Consider the following 18106-nt stretch of genomic DNA (forward strand, 5'->3'; position numbering starts at 1 on the left):
GGCCGTGGTGATCTCGGGCGATCGATCGACGGCGCTCACCGCTCTGGCCCGTATCGGCTTCTCGCGTCTCGCGGAAGCCGATATGGCGCTGGGCGAGCTCGAGCAGCTGACCGGCGTCGAGCGGGCGGATGCCATGGCTCTGGCGCAGCGCGTGGCCGACCCCGACCGTGCCCTCGCGGGGATCGTGCAGATCGCCCGTCGCGCCGAAGGAGCCGTCCGCGCGGCGGCGGCCGACGCCGGATCCTGGCGTGCGCTGTGGGACATCGTCGGCGCATCCGACGGGTTCGCGGAGTTCTACCTGCGCCACCCCGACGAGATCGCCCACCTCGCCGGCGCCGGCCTCACCGTGCCCGACGAGCAGACCATGCGCGCCGAGCTCCTGGCATCCGTCGGCGATGACGAGGGCTTCGCGACGGACGCCTCGGATGCCGCCTGGGCGGCCCTCCGCGTCCGCTACCGGCGCCTGCTCGCCCGGATCGCTGCGTACGACCTCGGTCAGGACGACCCGGCCTCCGCGATCGACATCGTGTCCGCGGCCCTCGCCGACCTCGCCGGCGCCGCCCTCGAGGCGTCGTTGAGCGTCGCTCGGGCGCGTGTGTCCGGGACCGGGCCCGCGGCCTTCCCCCGTGCCCAGGTCGAGGCGACGCGGTTCGCGATCATCGCGATGGGGAAGACCGGTGCCCGCGAGCTCAACTACGTCAGCGATGTCGATGTCATCTTCGTCGGCGGAACCTCCGATGAGGAGGTCGTGTCCGAGGCCCGTGCGATCGACATCGGCACGCGCCTGGCCGTCCAGACGATGCGCGGCATCTCGGGTCCCGAGATCGAGCCGCCCCTGTGGGAGGTCGATCCGAACCTGCGCCCCGAGGGCAAGCAGGGCGCCCTCGTGCGGAGCCTCGGCGCCCACGCGCAGTACTACGACCGGTGGGCGAAGAGCTGGGAATTCCAGGCACTCTTGAAGGCCCGCGCGATCGCGGGCGACCCCGCCCTCGGCGCCGAGTACATCGCGGCCGTGCAGCCCCTGGTGTGGCTGAGCGCCGCGCGCGAGAACTTCGTCGACGGCGTACAGCGCATGCGCGAGCGCGTGACCGACCACATCCCGGCCTCCGAGGTGAACCGCCAGGTCAAGCTGGGGCCGGGCGGCATCCGCGATGTCGAGTTCACCGTGCAGCTGCTGCAGCTCGTGCACGGGCTCACCGACGACCGGATCCGCCAGCGCGGGACGCTCGACGCCCTCGACGCGCTCGTCGCGGAGGGCTACATCGGACGCAGCGAAGCCGAGGCATTCGGCCGCGACTACCGACTGCTGCGGCTGATCGAGCACCGGCTGCAGTTGCGAGGACTGCGCCGCACGGCCCTCTTGCCCGAGAAGGACGACGACCTGCGCGTGCTGGCGCGCGCGACGAAGCTGTCGGACTCGGCCGCGGGTGTGCAGCAGGCGTGGGAGCGCATCAAGCGCGAGGTGCGCGACATCCATGTCCGGTTGTTCTACCGGCCGCTCCTCTCGGCCGTCGCGGCCCTCCCCGAGGGGGAGCGCTCGCTCTCGACCGAGCAGGCCCGCGACCGCCTCGCCGCCATCGGCTTCCGCGACCCCGCGGGCGCGCTACGGCACATCGCCGCGCTCACGAACGGCCTGAGCCGCAAGGCGACGATTCAGCGCCACCTCATGCCGATCATGATCCGCTGGTTCGCCGACGGCGTCGACCCGGACTACGGCCTCCTGGTGTTCCGCCGCATCAGCGAGCGGCTCGGGAACACGCCGTGGTTTCTGCGGATGCTGCGGGACTCCGCGGGAGCCGCTGAAAGCCTCACCCGCGTGCTGTCGGGATCGCGCTACATCGGCGAGCTCATGGAGTGGATCCCCGAGTCGGTCGCCTGGCTCGACGACGACGCTCTGCTGCGACCGCGGTCGGGTGCGGCGCTGCAAGAAGAAGCCCGGGCCATCCAGACGCGGTGGGACGACATCGATGACGCGATGCGCTCGGTGCGGGCTCTGCGCCGCCGCGAGATGCTGCGCGTCGCGATGGCGGCGGTGCTCGAGGTCGTCTCGCTCGAAGAGCTCTCGGATGCCCTGACCACCATCACCGAGGTGACGATCCAGGCCACGCTCCGCGCGGTGCGGCGCGAGGTCGTGCCCCCCGAGGACGATGTCCTCGACTTCTCGGTGATCGCGATGGGACGCTTCGGCGGCCGCGAGATCGGGTTCGGTTCGGATGCCGACGTGATGTACGTCTACCGGGCGAACGGCATCGACCCGCAGCGCGCGAGCACCCTCGCCCTGAAGCTCGTCGCGGGCCTGCGCGAACACTCCGAAGACCACCGGCTGCCGCTCGACCTCGACGCGGAGCTGCGCCCCGAGGGCCGCAGCGGTCCGCTCGCCCGCTCGCTCGACGCCTACGCCGAGTACTACCGGCGCTGGTCGCTGTCGTGGGAGGCGCAAGCACTCCTGCGCGCCCGTGGCGTCGCCGGAAGCGTGAAGCTCATCGCCGATTTCATGGCCCTCGCCGACGACGTCCGCTACCCGATCGCCGCCGACCCGAACGGGCTGCGCGAGATCCGGCGGATCAAGGCGCGCGTCGAGAACGAACGGCTCCCGCAGGGCGCCGACCCGGCGCGGCACCTCAAGCTCGGTCCCGGCTCCATCAGCGACGTCGAGTGGCTGGTTCAGATCCTGCAGCTGCAGCATGCCCGAGCCACCCCCGCGATGCGCACCACGTCGACCCTCGGTGCCCTGGACGCCGCGGTCGACGCGGGCCTCATCGACCGTGACGCGGCCGACAAGCTCGCGGCATCCTGGCATCTGGCCAGCCGTCTGCGGTCGGCCAACACTCTGCTGTCCGGACAGACGAGCGATGTGCTTCCCGCCGACCGCGGGCGGCTCGACGGGATCGGTCGGATCCTGGAGTACCCGCCGCACTCGGCCACCCAGGTCGAGGAGGACTATCTCGGCGCCACGCGGCGCGCGCGACGCGTCTTCGAGAAGCTCTTCTACGGGTGACTCAGGATGCCATGAGGCGCTCGCGCACCTCGCGGCGCAGCACCTTGCCGATGAGCGAACGTGGAAGGTCATCTACGACGACCACGCGACGCGGCACTTTGTAGGCCGCCAAACGCGACTTGCAGAAGTCACGCACGGCTTCGGCATCGAGCTGGACGCCGTCGCGCACGACGATCGCGGCGGCGACATCCTCGCCGCCGCGCGGCTTCGGGAGCGCGACGACGGCGGCGCCCTCGATGTCGGGGTGCGACACGAGCACGTCTTCGACCTCGCTGGGCGAGACGTTGAAGCCGCCCGTGATGATGATCTCTTTCAGCCGGTCGACGATCGTGACGAAGCCATCGGCCGACACCGACGCGATATCGCCGGTGCGCAACCAGCCGCCGTCGAGCAAGGTGGCCGCCGTGTCGGCCGGGCGGTTCCAGTACCCCTCGAACACCTGCGGACCGCGCAGCAGCAGCTCGCCGGTCTCGCCGAGCGGCAGGTCGGTCTCGGGGTCGTCGGGGTCGACGACCCGGATGTCGGTGCTCGGGAACGGGACGCCGACGGTTCCCGGACGCCGCGAGGGGCCGATCGGGTTGCCGAGCGCGACCGGCGAGGACTCGGTCATGCCGTACCCCTCGACGAGCAGGCCGCCGGTCGCCGCCTCCCACCGATCGACGGTGGCGACGGGCAGGCTCATGGCGCCCGAGATGGCGAACCGCACCGTCGACAGGTCGAGGGCGCCGCGGCTGGCGGCGCGGGCGAGCTGGTCGTAGATCGGCGGGACGGCCGGCAGGAACGTCGGCGGGCTCTTCTTCACCGCGGATGCCACGAGGTCGAGGTCGTACTTGGGGAACAGCACGAGCGTGGCACCGATGCTCATCGCGAACGTCAGGCACAGTGTCAGCCCGTAAGCGTGGAACAGGGGGAGCACCCCGTAGAACGTCTCTTCGCCGTCGTGGAGGCCGGGCACCCAGGCGCGGCCCTGCATCGCGTTGGAGCGCAGATTGCTGTGGGTGAGCACCGCGCCCTTCGGGCTACCCGTCGTGCCGCTGGTGTACTGCAGGAGCGCGATGTCGTCGAGGAGCGGCCCCTCGTGCTTGCGCGCGAGCTTGCCGTGCGTGAGCAGCTTCTCCCACGGTGTCGGGCGCTTCGACGTCGGTGCCGCGGTCAGCTGTGCGCGCGACTCGCGCGCCTTCTTCACCGGCAGCTTCAGCGCGAGGCGGGTGCCGAGCGGCATCGCCCGGGTGATGTCGACGGCCACGATGTGCTCGAGCGCGAGGTCCGACGGGAAGTCGGCCACGAGGTCGGCCACCTTGTCCCAGACGATCGCGAACCGTGCCCCATGATCCTCGAACTGGTGCCGCAGCTCGCGCGCGGTGTAGAGCGGGTTGTGCTCGATGACGATCGCCCCGAGCCGCAGGGCGGCATAGAACGCGACGACGTGCTGCGGGCAGTTGGGCAGCACCAAAGCGACGCGGTCGCCCGCCGTGACGCCCAGCCGCCGCAGTCCCTCGGCGGCGCGGGCGATCTGATCGCCGAGCTCGCGATACGTCGTCCGCGCGCCGAAGAACTCCAGAGCCGTGGTCTTCCCGTACCGGTGCACCGAGTCGGCGATCATCTCGGGAAGCGTCTGCGACGGCTCGTCGATCTCGTGGGGCACGCCCTCGGCGTAAGAGCTGAGCCACGGTCGCGACACGTACGGGGAGGTCATGGCATCCATCATTCCGTGCCCCACCGACACCGCGGCGACGCGCCGCCTGTGCGGATGCCGGGAGCTTGCGCGCTCCGCCTCTTTTGGGACGCGGGGGAGCGGCCTACCCTGCTGGCATGTGCCGCAACATCGTGCCCCTGCACAACTTCGAGCCCCCGGCGACCGACGACGAGTGCCACGACGCGGCGCTGCAGTTCGTTCGCAAGATCACGGGCACCACGAAGCCGTCACGAGCGAATCAGCAGGTCTTCGACCGTGCGGTCGACGAGATCGCGGACGCCACTCGCCGCCTGCTCGACGACCTCGTGACGTCGGCTCCTCCGAAGACCCGCGAGGTCGAAGCGGCGAAGCGCCAGGCCCGATCCGCCGACCGCTACGAGGCGATCCGCGTGTTCCAGGAGCAGAAGCGCGCCGCGCGCTCGGCATCCTGAGCCCGATCACCCCTCGTCGAAGCGCTCGAACAGGGGAGTGGCCCCCGGACTCTCCAGATCGGGGATACCGCTGTCGTCCGGCACCGCGGTCAACGGACCGCGCAACTGCTCAAGGAGCGCCGCAGCGTCACCCGGCTCGCAGGTGGAGGTCGCGCGGAGTTCCAACACGTCGACCGTGCCCTCGGCGGCGACGCCCGGGATCAGGTCGACGTCCAGACGGGACACCTTCTCGTCGGGCTTTCCCGCGACGATCACGATGTTGTCGATGCCCGCCCCATAGGTGGGTGCCGGCTCGACCTGCCACCCGTTCTCTGACATCCAGGTACGGAGCTGTTCCATCCTCTGCGGGCCCTGGCCGTCGAACGAGAAGCCTTCGGGGAGCTTGCGTCGCAGGAAGAACTGGTAGCCGCCCTCGCACTGGTCGGGAACGTCGCCGTACTCTCCGACACGCCAGTCCCCGTCGAAGATGTGCTTCTGGACGTCGGCGACCGCCGCCTTGTATTCGAGGTTCGCTGCCTTCGCATCGTCGAAGCCCACGGTGCTGCTAGGCATCGCGCTCGGCGTCTCATTCGGGGACATCTGCGGACCTCCACATCCGGTCAGAACGGTCGCGGTGACGACGGCGCTCGCGACGAGTACGGGGAGGGTGCCCCACCTGCGTTGGGTCATCGGCTCGCTCCTGTCGTGTCGAGTGCCTCGCGCAAGCCAACCACGAAGTGCTTGAACGACTCGGCGGACGGGTCGAGATACCCCGTCTGTTCGGTGGGCTCGTAGAGCGGGATGGGCGAGCCATCCCAGCCCACGTCCCATCCGACGAACTCGTCCTTCGTGCTGTTGTGGGCGTCGTGACTGTCGGTCGATTCGCCGTACTCGCCCCGCGGCGATCCGTAGTCCGCGACGACACCGCCGTTCGACCCGAACGGCTGAACCCCCGGCACGTCCCGCGGGTCTTCCGCGTGGAGGCTGCCGAGCCAGTCCTTGCGTCCCCACGCGGCGATGCTGTCGTCATCGGCGTGCGTGGCCGACACCGTCGTCTCGCCGGAGCGGATCTGCTCCGCGAGCTCGTCGCCCGTCTGCGCGGTGATACCCGCCGAACCGAAGAACCAGACATGCGAGACCAGTCCGGGATTGTCGGCGACGGCCTGCCCGGTCATCGTCGTGCCGAGCGAGTGCGCGCCCGTGTTGAGCTGGGCGCCGGGGTTCACCGCATGCAGGCCTCGGAGCGTCTCGGAAAGACGCGCGGCTCCTGCATCGGGCCGATCGATCCCGCCGACGCTGAGGGCGCCGCCGGAATCCCAGTCCATGATCAGCACGACAGCCGTGGTGCTGCGCTGACCGGTTCGCTCCATCTCACTCGACAGCGCCGACTGCAGGTCCGCACTGCCGCGCGCCCACTCCTGCAGCGAACCGAGATCCGTCCGGATGCCATGCGTCAGGGTCGTCACCTGATCGGCGGTGTCGACGTCCCCGAACGCGATGTTGGCACGCGGAGACCCCTCGGTGTCGATGAAGAAGCTCAACAACGTCGGCAGGGAACCGTCGTCCGAACGCTTCTCCACCACCGACCGCAGCTGCTCGAGCTTGCTCCGGGTCTCGTCGTCGAGGTCGTCCCGCGCCAGGACGTCGGCGAGACCCGCGCGGTTGAAGATGCCGCGTTGATGGGCGGGGATGCCGTTGAGGTTCCCGACGACGAGCGGAGCCAGGCCGAGCAGCTGCCCGAGCGGACCGCCGTTCCATTCGCCGTTCGGCGAAGCGGCGGAGGCGTCCGCGAGATCGGTGAACAGGTCGCCGGCGCGTTCCGGTTCGACGAAGGCGACGGACTGCACGAAGTCCGGGTGGGCGTCGAGCCACCGCCGCGCGTCGCCGGTGTCGGCCGTCGAGAGCCAGTCGATGCGACGTTCGGCCGCTCGCCCGAGGTCGTAGGTCAACTGCTCGGAGAGCGACCGACTGACCGAGGCAGCGGACGGTGCGCCCGGGTACGCGGACTCCGAGAACCCCCAGAACAGCTGCGCCACCCGCACGGGCTCTCCACCGGCGCCGATCACCTCGGTTCCGCCCGAGACGTTTCGTAGTCGCGACGCGAGCCGATCCTCGGCTTCCTCGACGTCACGTCGGAAACGGTCGATGTCGGCCTGCAGCGTGTCCAGTGCGCTCTCGGCGGAGTTCAGGGTCGTCGACGCGTTCAAGCGTGCCAGTGATGCGTCCGCGGCAACCGAGGCATCCACGTCGGACCCCCGAGTCGAGCGGTACGTCGCGTTCGCTCGAATGGACGCGTCGGCCGCCGAATCGTAGGCGGCAACCACGGACGGGATCCGGAATGCCAGCTCCTCACGGCGCTGGGTCAGATCGGGGAACTCCGACGACCCGGCATCCCACAGCGCGTTACGTGCCTCGATCAGCGCCTGGGAGAAACTCTGCGCGTCCGAGGCGGGGCGATCGAGCATCCGCGGCACCGCTTCCGCCCCCGTGACATAGAAGACCTCGGTGTCGCCCAGAACCACCCAGCGGTTCTGCACGTCGGACATCGATGTCTGCGTCCCATTGGCGATGGCCACGAGACGCTCGCCGAGACCCGTGAGCACAGCAGGATCCACCACCTGGGGGAGATCGTCGACACTCGGGCTGCCCATCAGTACCCCTGCCCGTATGCGACGAGAGAATCGATGCCCCACTCGTCCATGGCCCGCGACTCCGCCTCCGCCGTCGTGACCGACATGTCGACGTCGCCGGTGACGACGGCGGTCGTCGCCTCGCTCACGGCCGACGCGGCAGCCGCCACGACGTGGGCGAGCTTCCCGGGCACGTATCGGCGCTCACCGAGGAGGTCGCCCCACGCGCTCGCGAGGGTGCGTCGGTCATCGGCCACGAGGCTCTGCCCCTCCAGAGCCAGATCCTCCATGTCGGTGATCGCCTGCGCGATGCCCGCGCCGGCGTCATCCACCCCGGCCAGGACGCCGATCACACGGTCGGGATCTACCCGATAATCGCTCACGATGGCCCCTTTCATCGTCGATGACCATCCTGTCAAAGCCCCCGATCGTTGTCCGGGTACTCCACAAGGAGCGTCGCATCGTCTATCTTGCGCCCCGGCAACGACGAAGCCCGCCCCCGCGAAACGGCGGGGACGGGCTTGGTCGTGGATGATCGGGCGATCAGACCCCGAAGTACAGCTCGGCTTGAGGATCTGAGAACCGGAGGGTGTTCCACAGGATCATACTCCCCTGCAAATACAGGGAAGTGCGATGTTGAGCATGGAGTTGGTCGCTACTGCGGCGGTCCGAGAACCCGTCCGTTTACTCGATTCTTGGCCGTCCTACGGGGTTCGCTGGAGGTCTGCGGGTGGTGCCGCCTACCTCATTGGTATGAGCGACGACCGCCCCCGCCTCTGGACTCCGCAGGAGCTTGCGGAGTACACGGGCATCCCGATCAGGACGCTCGCTGACTGGCGCACAGAGCGTGCGCGCAGCCGAGGTCTCGGGTTGCCGTTCGTCGCACTCTCGTCGCACAACGTTCGCTACCGCGATGAGGATGTCGAGGCGTTCATCGCTGGGCGGATCGTGGCCCCGACGGATAGGGCGGGCGACTGATGGCGCGGCCGAAGCGCGCACTCGGCGAACTCGGCAAGGTGACCTACACGGTCGAGCCGAGCGGACTGGTCATCGCGCGAGCGCGGGTCTATGACGGCCAGGGGCAGGAGCGTCGTCCCAGCGGCAGCGGAGCGACCGAGGCTGAGGCGCTGACGGCGTTGCAGGAAGCTGCTGATGTCGCTGTCGGTCGAGTGCTGGCGCGACGAGCACAGGTCATGACTGTCGCTGAGCTGGCGAAGGCGTGGCTGAAGACGGCGTATCACGACGATGATCCGCGGGTGCTGCGCCAGCGCCGCGAGCAGACCGTCGATGGCTACGCATCGGTTGTTCGCGCGCATGTCGTCCCGCGCGCCGGTGCCATCCCCATTGCCGACATCACCGCCGACCGTGCTGATGGGCTGCTCATGGACGTAGCACGGGAGAAGTCGGTAACGACCGCGAACAAGGTTCGGAACGTGATGTCGCTCATGTTCGACTGGGCGATCCAGCAGGGGCACTTCTCGGCTGCCGGGTCGATCCAGAACACACGGTACGGAGCGGTCGTCATGGCGAACCCGATCCGTGCGACCAGGCGAGCGGACGAGCCGGACACGGTGTACTTCGAACTCGACGCGGTGCAGGTCAAGTACATCCTCCACCTCATCCGCGAGGTGTGGCCCGAGCGGCACCGGAAGCGGTATCCGGTGGGCCGACGGCCCAACTACAAGCTGCTCGCCGACTACATCCTCATCACGCTCGGCACCTCCGAGAGGACGGCAGAACCGATTGCGATCCGGTTCCAGGACGTGCGGTTCGAGGCGGTGGAACAACCGGATGGAAGCCTCACGATGGAGGCGCTCGTCTGGGTCGGCGGGACGATGGTTCGCACCAAGTCCCGCGGCCTGTTTCGCCAGGACTCGCCCAAAGCGGAGCGGCAGAAGCGTTGGGTTCGCGTGCCGAAGTTCGCAGCGAAGGTACTGAGCGAACTCGTGGCGAGCCACGTTCCCGACCCCGAACGGAATCCAGACGACGTGCTGTTCACGACCGAGCGCGGCCGTCCGCGCGACCCCAGCGCCGTCGGCGAGTTGCTCCGGATGTTCCGCCGCGAGTTCGAGCCGGAACTGCTGGCTATCGGGGTCGACGCCGAGCATCTCACCTTCCGCAGTCTCCGCAAGGCGGTCGCGGCCGCGGTATCGGACACGGCTGGCGTCGAGGTCGCACGCGACCTGCTCGGGCACAGCAGTACCGACATCACGGAAGGGCACTACGCGAAGCGTCCCGACCTCATCGTCGAGGTCGCGGCTGACGCGCTCGACGAGGCGTTCGCGGGCATCGACGCATGAACTGTAAGGCTCAAGAAGGGGATGCCGTATGAACACTTGTATTGTCCAGAGTGTGCAGATGGAGGTAGGATGGGGTCATGACCATGACGAGCTTGACGATCAACCCGGAGGATGTGCGCTCCAGCGCCGGGGCGCGCCCGGCTTGGCTGGAGCAGGTCGCCGCATATGTGCAGCAGGCGGCAGCCGATGGGGAGACGGTGACGCTGACGGCGAAGCGCCGCATGATGACCCCCGAGCAGGTCGCCGACGCGATGGGCGTGTCTCGTCCCACCATCTCGCGGAAGATCAAGGCGGGGGAGATTCGCGCGGTCAAGGTCGGCAATCGCAATCGCATCCCCTACGAGGAGTTCGCGCGGTACTGGCGCAAGACGATGGGCGACCTCGTGGAGCTGACGCGCGATGAACTCCGCGACGACCTCTTCGGCGATCAGTGAGCTGACGCGCGTTCTCCTGGACGCGAACATCATCGCTAAGCCCGTCACTCGGACTCTGCTGGTCGTCGGCGGGGTGCCGAGCGGCTTCCGCGCCTTCTGGAGCCGGGCTGCCGAGCGGGAGGCCCAGGTGCACATGCGCCCGAGGGCGTTGCCGCCGTCGAGTGTCCGGGAGCGATTCGACGTCTTGCTCGGGCCGACCGGCACGGGTGCGGAACATTTCGGAGGCACGAAGGGCGCGGATCGGCAGATCCTTGCCGATGCTGCGGCCGCGGGCGCACGCTTCCTGGTCACCGAGGATGTGGACGACTACGGGCTGGACGATCTTGCTAGCGTCGGCATCTCGGCGGCGAACCCCGATCTGTTCCTCGCCGCGCGGCTCACCCGCGATGCCTATTCGACGGTGATCGACCTGTTCGTCGAGCGTCAGCTCAACCCGCCGACCACGCCCGCGCAATTCCACGCCGCCATCGCCAAGAACCACCCGCGCCTGTTCGCCGCACACGCGGACCTCTACGAGGTCGAACCCGAACACGGCATCCACGGCGAACCGGAGGTGATCTTTCGCGGCGCGCGCTGCCTGCGCTGCGAGCAGATCATCGCCGACCCGGCCACGATCGTCGACGGGCTCGGCCCGGAGTGCCGCTGAGCTACAGCCGCTGGGCGTTGCCCGGCGGCGCGGCCGGAGGCGTCACGGGGACGAACGGGGTCGCGGGCTCACGACCCGCACCCTCCCGCGACCCGAGGTTCGGTTCGTAGGCGCGCACTGCTTCGATGGTCAGCTCGACGCGCTCGGACTCTGGCGCGGCGGGCTCGGGTGCCGGTTCGTCCTGCATCGCGGCGAGCTGGGACTCGACGCGGGCGAGGTCTTCCTCGGCGTCGGCGAGGGTCTGTGCGTGGCGGAAGGGCTGGCCGAGGCGCTGCTGGGTATCGGTGACGGTCTGCTCGGCTTCTTCCAGGTCTTCGCGGGCCTGGTCGAGGAGGGAGGGGATGCCGCTGACACGGTTCTCGATGCGCTGCACGAGCCCGAGCCCGGCCTCCAGGAACGACTCCTTCGACATCGTGAATCCCGAGCGGGGCACCTCGGGCAGGGAGAGGGTCACATCGAGAGCGGCGAGCCCGGAGCGGGCCTCGACGTGGATGTCGAAGCCTGAGATGCGGCCGATGATCCCGAAGTCCTTGTGCCCGTACCGAGGCAGCCACTTCAGGCCGGAGTCGCTCATCCATGCGGCGAGGGCGTGGGCGGCTTCGGAGCGGGAGTCGTAGTCGCGCGCGCCGAGCGTGATGCGGAACCTGTCGCCGCTCGTGTCGATCATCCGCGGGGCAGCGGCTTCCAGCCCGCGAATGTCCGCGGCGGCGCGCTCGGCGGCTGACCGGGCGCGGTTTCCGGTGTGGACGAGCATGTCCTCGTTGCGCTCGTGCGCGCGCTGGAGGCGGCGGAGCCGGTTCACCTCGTTGAGGATGACGGAGTGCTCCAGCAGGAGCGGATTGCCGGAGGCGATTGCCTTGGCCTCTGCTGCGGACAACGCGGAGGTGTCGATCTCCTCGATCTCTCGGGCGTTGATCTTGCCGCGCAGGAGCTGCGCGAACGACGCGGCCTTCCGCTCGACGGTCTGCCACATGTAGGAGTCGAAGGAACGCTCGGTGACGTAGCGGACGATCGCCACTTCCTCGTTCTGGTTGCCCTGCCGCATGATGCGACCGTCGCGCTGCGCGATGTCGGAGGGCCGCCACGGGCAGTCCAGATGGTGCAGCGCGATGGCGCGGGCCTGGACGTTCGTGCCGACACCCATCTTCTCCGTCGATCCGAGGAGCACGGCGACGTGGCCGGCACGGGCTGCGGCGAACAGGCGGGCCTTCTCCACGTCGGTCTTCGCCTCGTGCATGTATCTGACCTGCTCGGCGGGGATGCCGCGCTGCACGAGCTGCTGCCGCAGCTCGTCGTAGGCGTTCCACCTGTCCTGGTTCGGGGTGCCGATATCGGAGAACACGAGCTGGAGCGACCCGCGCACCGTGGAGGGTTGCCCGGTCACCGTGTCGAGGTACTCGTTGTCGCGGGTGCGCTCCCAGATGCGGTGGATCGCGTCGGCGGCGACGTCGACCTTGCTCGGCCCGGACGGGTCGCGGGAGATGACCATGCGGATGTCGAGCGCGGCCTTGCGTCCGTCGGTGGCGATCAGGAGCATGTTGTCTTCGTCGGGCCGCACCTGGCGGGTGGCGACCTTCTCGGCGCGCTCGGCGAGGGATGCGACGTACTGTTCCAGCTCGACGGTCGGCTGCACCGGCACGGTGGAGGGCGCGCGGCTGCCGTCGTCGCGCTGCACGAGCGCGGGCACGGGCAGGTCGAGGTCTTCAGCGGTCTTCACGTCGGCGAACACCGACCACATCCGGAGCAGCTCCTGCCCGTTCTGGAACCGGGCGAAGCGGGTCTTCATTCGGAAGGTACTGCCGGTCGGCGAGATCTCCATCTGCGTGACCAGCTCGCCGAACGTTGCCGCCCACGCATCGAACGCGCCGACACCCGCCGACTCCAGCACGTCGGGCCGCAGGTATCGCTGCATGACATAGGTTTCGGTGATCGAGTTCGAGATGGGCGTCGCGGTCGCGGCGGTCACGACCCGCTCGCGCCCCGCGGAGCGGAGGTATTCGAGCTTCATGTGCAGGTCGCTCGCGCGATCCGAGCCCTCGATGGCCGCGTCCCTGATGTTCGACTCGGTGGCGAGATTCTTGTACATATGCATCTCGTCGACGATGACGTAATCAATGCCGGTGTCCTCGAAGCAGACGCCGCGGTCGCGGTCGGAGTCGAGCCGATCCTTGAGCTTGTTCTCCATCGCCAGGAGCTTCCGCTGGATGCGCTTGACGCTCATCCGCTGCTCGCCGGTCGCCTCGCCCAGCACTCGCCGCACGTCGTCTACCTGCCCGCGGATGTACTCCTGCTGCGTCTCGGCGCGCAGCGGGATCTTGGCGAACGCCCCCTGCGTGAGGATGATCGCGTCCCACTCGTTCGCGGCAGCGCGGGCGACGAACAGCCGCCGCTTGTCTGCCGTGAGGTCGAGGCTCGACGCCGCGAGCACGCGGGCGCGCGGGTAGATCTGGAGCCACTCGCGCCCGAACTGCTCCAGCATGTGATTCGGCACGACCACGACGGGCTTGCCGATGAGCCCCATCCGGCGCATCTCCATCGCGCCCATAATCATTTCCGCGGTCTTGCCCGCGCCGACCTCGTGGAACAGGCCCGCGGCGGGCTCGGACACCATGCGCGCGACAGCGGCTCGCTGGTGCGTGCGCGGCTCGAAGTTCGACGCCAGGCCGGGCAACGACAGATATGCCCCGGCATCCGTGTAGTCACGGAGCACGATGGAGTTGAAGCGCCGGTTGTACTCGTCCACGAGCGCCTGCGCGCGTGCCGGGTCTTCCCACACCCACTCGCTGAACCGCTCTTGGAGGCCGTCGGCCTTCTCCTGCGCTGCGGCGGTCTCGACGGGGTTGAGCACGCGACGCACCTTGCCGTCGATGTCCTTCTCCTCGTCGTAAACGAGCATCGTCCGCTGCTCCATGACGGCCTGTGCGATGTCCGGCGCGGGGCGGCGGGGCGTGCCCCATTCCGAGGTGGAGGGCAGCCCCTGCCGACCGCCGCGAATCTCCCACATGCCTGGCAGCGGGTTCTCCACGCGAACGTCGGGCGCGCGCAGAGTGCTACGCAGGAACTGCTCGTGCACGTCGGCGCTGATCCAGACGGCGCCGAGCTTCGCGTGGATGTCCTGGATGCCCAGCGGCGCGGGCAACACCTCAGCGAGCGCATCGACGTTGACCTGGAACTCCGGGTCGTCCTCGGCGCGGAGCCGTGCCGCTTCGAGCTTGACCCGCACGTCGCCCGACAGATACTCCGGCGCGTGGGTGAGCTGGTTCGTGACCGGATCGGCGAACACGAGCGTTCCCAGCGCCGCGCGCGCCTCGCGGTCGTTCATGCCGAGCAGATCGGCGACGAGGGTGATGTCGATGCGGCCGGTGCGGTCGAGGCTGACCGCTATGGCGTCGGCCGGGCTGTCGACACCCTGCACCTCGGCGCGCGGCACCACCACACGGTGGCTCATGATCGCGGCAGGCGACGCGGACTGATCCTCGTCGTCGAACTGCTCCAGCGCGAGCACCAGGGGACCGAACGGGTCGGAGCGCAGCAGCCGGATCGGTGTCGGCACGATGCGCGCGAAGGTCTCCTCGCCGTCCTCGTTCGTGCGCCCGGTGGGGCGCAGCGTGTAGCGGTTCAGCGCCCCGTAGGTGCCGACGTACTTCAGGTAGTCGCGGCGCAGCGTCGTGCGGGTGAGCACGATGTCAGGCGTGTCGTCCACGCTCGCCGCTTCCGCGGTCAGCAGGCGGGATGCCCCGTCGCGCAGACGCAGCAGTGCGCGTAGCTCGCGCTCGGCGGACTTCGGCACCGCAAGCGGCTCTAGCGAGCCGGAGACAACGGTGCGGAAGCCGCCGGTCTCGCTCGCCACGATGCTGCCGTCCCATAGCTCCGGCGCCGACGGGGTGAACGCTGCCCGGCGCGCCTGCTGCTCGGCGGTGCGCTCGGTCATCGTCAGCCCGGCCCGGCGCGCGGAGAACACGATCTGGTCGACGGCGACCGCGAGTTCCGCCTCCAAGTCAGCCAGATCGGTCGTGATGGTGAGCGTGGCCGCGTCGTACATCCCGTGGCCGACGCCGACCTCCCCGAGCATCTGCTCCGGGTGCTCGTCGAAGTAGCGGTTGATCCGCATCGGCACGCCGTCGATGGGCACCTGCGCGACCGTCTCCCAGGCGTCGTCGCGCATCTGCTCGCCCTCCGGTCGCCGCCGGAACACGAGCAGGTCGGTCACCACCTCCGTCCCTGCGGCGCGGCGGTGCGCCCCGGTGGGCAGGCGGATCGCGCCCACGAGGTCGGCCAGCTCGTTCATCTCCCGCCGCGCGCCGGGGTTCTGCGCGTCCATCGTGAAGTGCGAGGTCAGCACCGCGACGATTCCGCCGGGCCGGGTCAGGCGCAGCGACTTGATGATGAAGTGGTTGTGCATCGACTGCCGGGTCGCGTTGTGCAGCGGGTCGTGCAGAGTGACGCTGCTGAACGGCACGTTGCCGATGGCTGCGTCGAAGTGTCCTTCAGGCAGTCGGGTGTCGGCGAAGGACTCGGCGCGGACGGTCGCGTGCGGGTACAGCTCGGCGCAGATCGCCGCCGTCAGTGGATCGAGTTCCACCCCGGTCATCTGCGCCGACGCCGGCGCGAGGCCGATGAACGTACCCGCGCCGGAACCGGGCTCCAGCACCGCGCCGCCGCGGAACCCCAGCCCGTCCAGCAGCCGCCACACCTGCCGGGCGATCATCGGGTCGGTGTAGTGCGCGTTGATCGTCGTGCGCGCGGCGGCATCCCACTCGTCGTCGCTCAGCAGCTCGCGCAGCTCAGCGCGCTCGGCATCCCATTCGGGCTTCAGATCATCGAAGACCTCGGGGATCGCGCCCCAGCTCGACCAGCGGGCGAGCACGCGCTGACCCTCTGGAGACGCGGGGCGACCCGTCGAGTTCAGATCGTGGATGAGGTGGATCGCCTCCACGTTCGCCCGATAGCGTGCCTTCGCGCCCGAGGGGCCAAGGTCGTCCTGCGAGGCGGGAACGAACCGAGGCGCTACCGCAGCTCGCGGAAGAAGCGGATCGTCGCCGCCTCGGCGAGCGTCGCCCGGTTCGCCCGCATGTACTCCCGTGGGGGCTCCGTCGCCACGAGCTCCAGCAGGAACTCGACCGGCAGCGCCCACGTCTTCGCCATCTCCTCCAACTCCACGGAGGAGGGCATCGAATCCGGGCAGTCCTGCATCCGCTCGGCCCAGAGGACCAGGTTCTCGTCGGAGGGACGGGTCTGCTCCCATTCCTCCCGTGCCTGATCCAGCGGCAGGCTCGGGTCGGTGACCCACGCCAGTTGCGACATCACGACCTCCTCCGCCTGTCTCCGGGCCGCTGTCAGCCGGGCGACCTTCTGCAAGAAAGTCTCCCCCTGCCGGTCGCTGCCCGCCAGCATCGACGCGAGGTTCGTCACCTGCGCCTGCATCTCCAGGCCCAGCGTCTCGAAGAACGTCGCCGGATCGCTCAGCTCCGCCACTCGGCTCGGAGCTGTCGCCTGCCAGTGCTCCAGCGCCATCTGCCCGTACTTGTTCATCGCCTGCCCCGGTTTCGCGAGCGGTGGCGAGCGCGGTGTCGGCGGCGGGCTCGTCGAGCCCCCACAGGTCGAACTCCAGTTGCCCCGGCCAGGGCTTCCGGGATCGCTGCCGCGCCATTCGCCGTCACCGCCCGCGCCCTACTGCTCCGCCGCGAGATGGGCGTAGAACTCGTCCTCGATGGCCTGCCTGCGAGCCACGTCGTCCTTGACGAACTGCGTGAAGTCGGCATCCCGGTCGGGGATCACCGTCTCCACCAGCATGGGATGCTCGTCCTCGCCCGGCCACACCGCCTGCCGCGTCGGACGGTCGGTGTTGAGCTTCGTGCCGCACGCGGTCACCGCGTCCCGAAGCTGCGGCACGAACGCCCAGAAGTCGCGCCACCAGCCGAACGGTGCCGAGCCGTGCTGCTTCTTGTCGTAGGCGTTGAGGTAGTGCTGCCGCAGCGCCGACAGCGGCCACACCAGCTCCGGGTGCCGATGCCAGAACGGCGGCACGACGTTCACGCTCAGGCCGAACTCGTGACGCAGCCAGTTCACGAAGGCGTTCAGCTCCAGCCACTCCACCTGCGCCTCGGCCGCGGTCAGGATGTTCCAGTTGACGGGGCGCGGCGGCTCCGGCGTGTCCTTCGCCTCGGCGTCCGGCTCCTTGGCCGGCCTCGGCGAAGGTGTCACCGGCTCGGGCTCCGGTTCCTCGAGCGGAGGCACATCGAAGTCGGGGTCATCGGGCGGGAACAGCGTCTCGTCGGTGGTCATGACGCGGCCTCACAGCGTCATCGGACGGGGTGACGGTTGCTGGGGGATGGTCGGGTCTGGCGCTTCGATGGCTGCGCTCTCGACGTGCTGCGTGCGCGAGCGGCCGCGATCGACGGCGTAGCTCGTGCGGGCGGCATCGGGGCCGATGTGCGTGGCGATGAACTCCTCGCCGCTGATCGTCTCGCCGTTCTTCTCGTAGCTGAACTTCTGGACGTGCCCGCTGGCGACGAAGGTGTCGCCGCGCGCGAACTTCTCGTAGGCGTGCTCCGCGGTCTTCCGGAACATCTTGAACGGGTAGAACTTCGTCTCGCCCTGGGTGAACGAGCCGTCCGGGTTGCGCTCGAACTGCTCCTGACCGATCCAGGCGAACAGTCGCGCCTCTCCTTTCTCGTTGAAGGACAGTTGCGGGTCGCTGGCGAAGAAGCCCCACAGGGACTCTTTGGTTCGCATCGGGATGCTCCTAACTTCTCCTGCCGAGAGAGGACTGCTACCCGATAGGTGCGCAAGCTCGACCGTCCGCGCCCCGGGCTACTGTGATGACATGGCTGAGAGGCGAGCGTCGCCTGGGCAGAGAACGCTGTAGGGACTCTTCGGAAATGTCCATTTCGTGGAGGAAATGTCCACGAGATGTCTATCCGGGACATCTTCCGGGAGGATCGCGGGTCGAAGAGCGAAGGTGCAAGCGCGAGACCGAGTACAGCCACTGA

Annotated in this window: 14 protein-coding genes; 6 read left to right on the top strand and 8 right to left on the bottom strand. The window is 69.0% G+C overall.

Annotated features, from left to right (window positions below; genetic code table 11):
* Positions 1 to 7 precede the first annotated feature (7 nt).
* Complete coding sequence (locus FE256_RS00375; RefSeq protein ID WP_138172274.1) at positions 8 to 2998, top strand: bifunctional [glutamine synthetase] adenylyltransferase/[glutamine synthetase]-adenylyl-L-tyrosine phosphorylase; 2991 nt, start codon at positions 8 to 10, stop codon at positions 2996 to 2998.
* A 1-nt stretch (position 2999) separates the two neighbouring features.
* Here FE256_RS00375 and FE256_RS00380 read toward each other — a convergent pair whose 3' ends face one another.
* Positions 3000 to 4694, bottom strand: a complete 1695-nt coding sequence (locus FE256_RS00380) for a long-chain-fatty-acid--CoA ligase (RefSeq protein WP_138172275.1) — start codon at positions 4692 to 4694, stop codon at positions 3000 to 3002.
* Positions 4695 to 4810: 116 nt separating this feature from the next.
* Here FE256_RS00380 and FE256_RS00385 point away from each other — a divergent pair, with 116 nt between their 5' ends.
* A complete protein-coding gene (locus FE256_RS00385; RefSeq protein WP_138172276.1) occupies positions 4811 to 5125 on the top strand; it encodes a DUF2277 domain-containing protein in 315 nt (104 codons plus the stop codon).
* Positions 5126 to 5131: 6 nt separating this feature from the next.
* On the opposite strand, the gene FE256_RS00390 is transcribed toward FE256_RS00385, so the two are convergent.
* The 3 genes from FE256_RS00390 to FE256_RS00400 form a co-directional block, all read right to left on the bottom strand.
* Positions 5132 to 5677 (bottom strand): hypothetical protein, encoded by a 546-nt coding sequence (locus FE256_RS00390; RefSeq protein WP_138172277.1) that lies wholly within the window; start codon positions 5675 to 5677, stop codon positions 5132 to 5134.
* 113 nt (positions 5678 to 5790) lie between these two features.
* On the bottom strand, positions 5791 to 7755 hold the full coding sequence (locus FE256_RS00395; RefSeq protein ID WP_138172278.1) for an alpha/beta hydrolase: 1965 nt from the start codon (positions 7753 to 7755) through the stop codon (positions 5791 to 5793).
* A complete protein-coding gene (locus FE256_RS00400; protein WP_138172279.1) occupies positions 7755 to 8117 on the bottom strand; it encodes a DUF6507 family protein in 363 nt (120 codons plus the stop codon). Before FE256_RS00400 ends, FE256_RS00395 begins: the two co-directional genes overlap by 1 nt.
* A gap of 370 nt (positions 8118 to 8487) precedes the next feature.
* Between FE256_RS00400 and FE256_RS00405 the strand changes: the two genes are divergently transcribed.
* The 4 genes from FE256_RS00405 to FE256_RS00420 all read left to right on the top strand — a co-directional run bounded on the left by FE256_RS00405 (position 8488) and on the right by FE256_RS00420 (position 11114).
* Positions 8488 to 8712 carry a helix-turn-helix transcriptional regulator gene (locus FE256_RS00405; RefSeq protein ID WP_102209750.1) on the top strand — a complete coding sequence of 75 codons (225 nt, stop codon included), beginning with the start codon at positions 8488 to 8490 and terminating at the stop codon, positions 8710 to 8712.
* The gene (locus tag FE256_RS00410; protein WP_102209677.1) at positions 8712 to 10034 is read left to right on the top strand and encodes a tyrosine-type recombinase/integrase; all 1323 of its coding nucleotides are present in this window, start codon (positions 8712 to 8714) and stop codon (positions 10032 to 10034) included. Before FE256_RS00405 ends, FE256_RS00410 begins: the two co-directional genes overlap by 1 nt.
* A 77-nt stretch (positions 10035 to 10111) precedes the next feature.
* Positions 10112 to 10468: a helix-turn-helix domain-containing protein gene (locus tag FE256_RS00415; RefSeq protein ID WP_138172280.1), complete on the top strand. Its 357-nt coding sequence runs from the start codon at positions 10112 to 10114 to the stop codon at positions 10466 to 10468.
* Complete coding sequence (locus tag FE256_RS00420) at positions 10434 to 11114, top strand: hypothetical protein (RefSeq protein WP_102209675.1); 681 nt, start codon at positions 10434 to 10436, stop codon at positions 11112 to 11114. Before FE256_RS00415 ends, FE256_RS00420 begins: the two co-directional genes overlap by 35 nt.
* A gap of 1 nt (position 11115) precedes the next feature.
* On the opposite strand, the gene FE256_RS00425 is transcribed toward FE256_RS00420, so the two are convergent.
* The 4 genes from FE256_RS00425 to FE256_RS00440 form a co-directional block, all read right to left on the bottom strand.
* Positions 11116 to 16050 carry a helicase-like domain-containing protein gene (locus FE256_RS00425; RefSeq protein ID WP_195691486.1) on the bottom strand — a complete coding sequence of 1645 codons (4935 nt, stop codon included), beginning with the start codon at positions 16048 to 16050 and terminating at the stop codon, positions 11116 to 11118.
* 71 nt (positions 16051 to 16121) lie between these two features.
* Positions 16122 to 16646, bottom strand: coding sequence for a hypothetical protein (locus FE256_RS00430; RefSeq protein ID WP_045246583.1), 525 nt, complete (start codon positions 16644 to 16646; stop codon positions 16122 to 16124).
* A gap of 138 nt (positions 16647 to 16784) precedes the next feature.
* Positions 16785 to 17399 carry a hypothetical protein gene (locus FE256_RS00435; protein ID WP_102209673.1) on the bottom strand — a complete coding sequence of 205 codons (615 nt, stop codon included), beginning with the start codon at positions 17397 to 17399 and terminating at the stop codon, positions 16785 to 16787.
* 9 nt (positions 17400 to 17408) lie between these two features.
* Entirely contained in the window at positions 17409 to 17849 is a 441-nt protein-coding gene (locus FE256_RS00440) for a single-stranded DNA-binding protein (protein WP_048809344.1), read from the bottom strand.
* Positions 17850 to 18106 lie beyond the last annotated feature (257 nt).

It is taken from the genome of Microbacterium sp. 5K110 (assembly GCF_005774735.1).
GTDB lineage: Bacteria > Actinomycetota > Actinomycetes > Actinomycetales > Microbacteriaceae > Microbacterium.

What these genes read in the sequence shown, in the direction of transcription:
- FE256_RS00420 (WP_102209675.1), top strand. Translation starts at nt 10,434, where the DNA reads ATGAACTCCGCGACGACCTCTTCGGCGATCAGTGAGCTGACGCGCGTT.
- FE256_RS00380 (WP_138172275.1), bottom strand. Translation starts at nt 4,694, where the DNA reads ATGACCTCCCCGTACGTGTCGCGACCGTGGCTCAGCTCTTACGCCGAG.
- FE256_RS00415 (WP_138172280.1), top strand. Translation starts at nt 10,112, where the DNA reads ATGACCATGACGAGCTTGACGATCAACCCGGAGGATGTGCGCTCCAGC.
- FE256_RS00435 (WP_102209673.1), bottom strand. Translation starts at nt 17,399, where the DNA reads ATGACCACCGACGAGACGCTGTTCCCGCCCGATGACCCCGACTTCGAT.
- FE256_RS00440 (WP_048809344.1), bottom strand. Translation starts at nt 17,849, where the DNA reads ATGCGAACCAAAGAGTCCCTGTGGGGCTTCTTCGCCAGCGACCCGCAA.
- FE256_RS00410 (WP_102209677.1), top strand. Translation starts at nt 8,712, where the DNA reads ATGGCGCGGCCGAAGCGCGCACTCGGCGAACTCGGCAAGGTGACCTAC.
- FE256_RS00430 (WP_045246583.1), bottom strand. Translation starts at nt 16,646, where the DNA reads ATGAACAAGTACGGGCAGATGGCGCTGGAGCACTGGCAGGCGACAGCT.
- FE256_RS00390 (WP_138172277.1), bottom strand. Translation starts at nt 5,677, where the DNA reads ATGCCTAGCAGCACCGTGGGCTTCGACGATGCGAAGGCAGCGAACCTC.
- FE256_RS00395 (WP_138172278.1), bottom strand. Translation starts at nt 7,755, where the DNA reads ATGGGCAGCCCGAGTGTCGACGATCTCCCCCAGGTGGTGGATCCTGCT.
- FE256_RS00385 (WP_138172276.1), top strand. Translation starts at nt 4,811, where the DNA reads ATGTGCCGCAACATCGTGCCCCTGCACAACTTCGAGCCCCCGGCGACC.
- FE256_RS00405 (WP_102209750.1), top strand. Translation starts at nt 8,488, where the DNA reads ATGAGCGACGACCGCCCCCGCCTCTGGACTCCGCAGGAGCTTGCGGAG.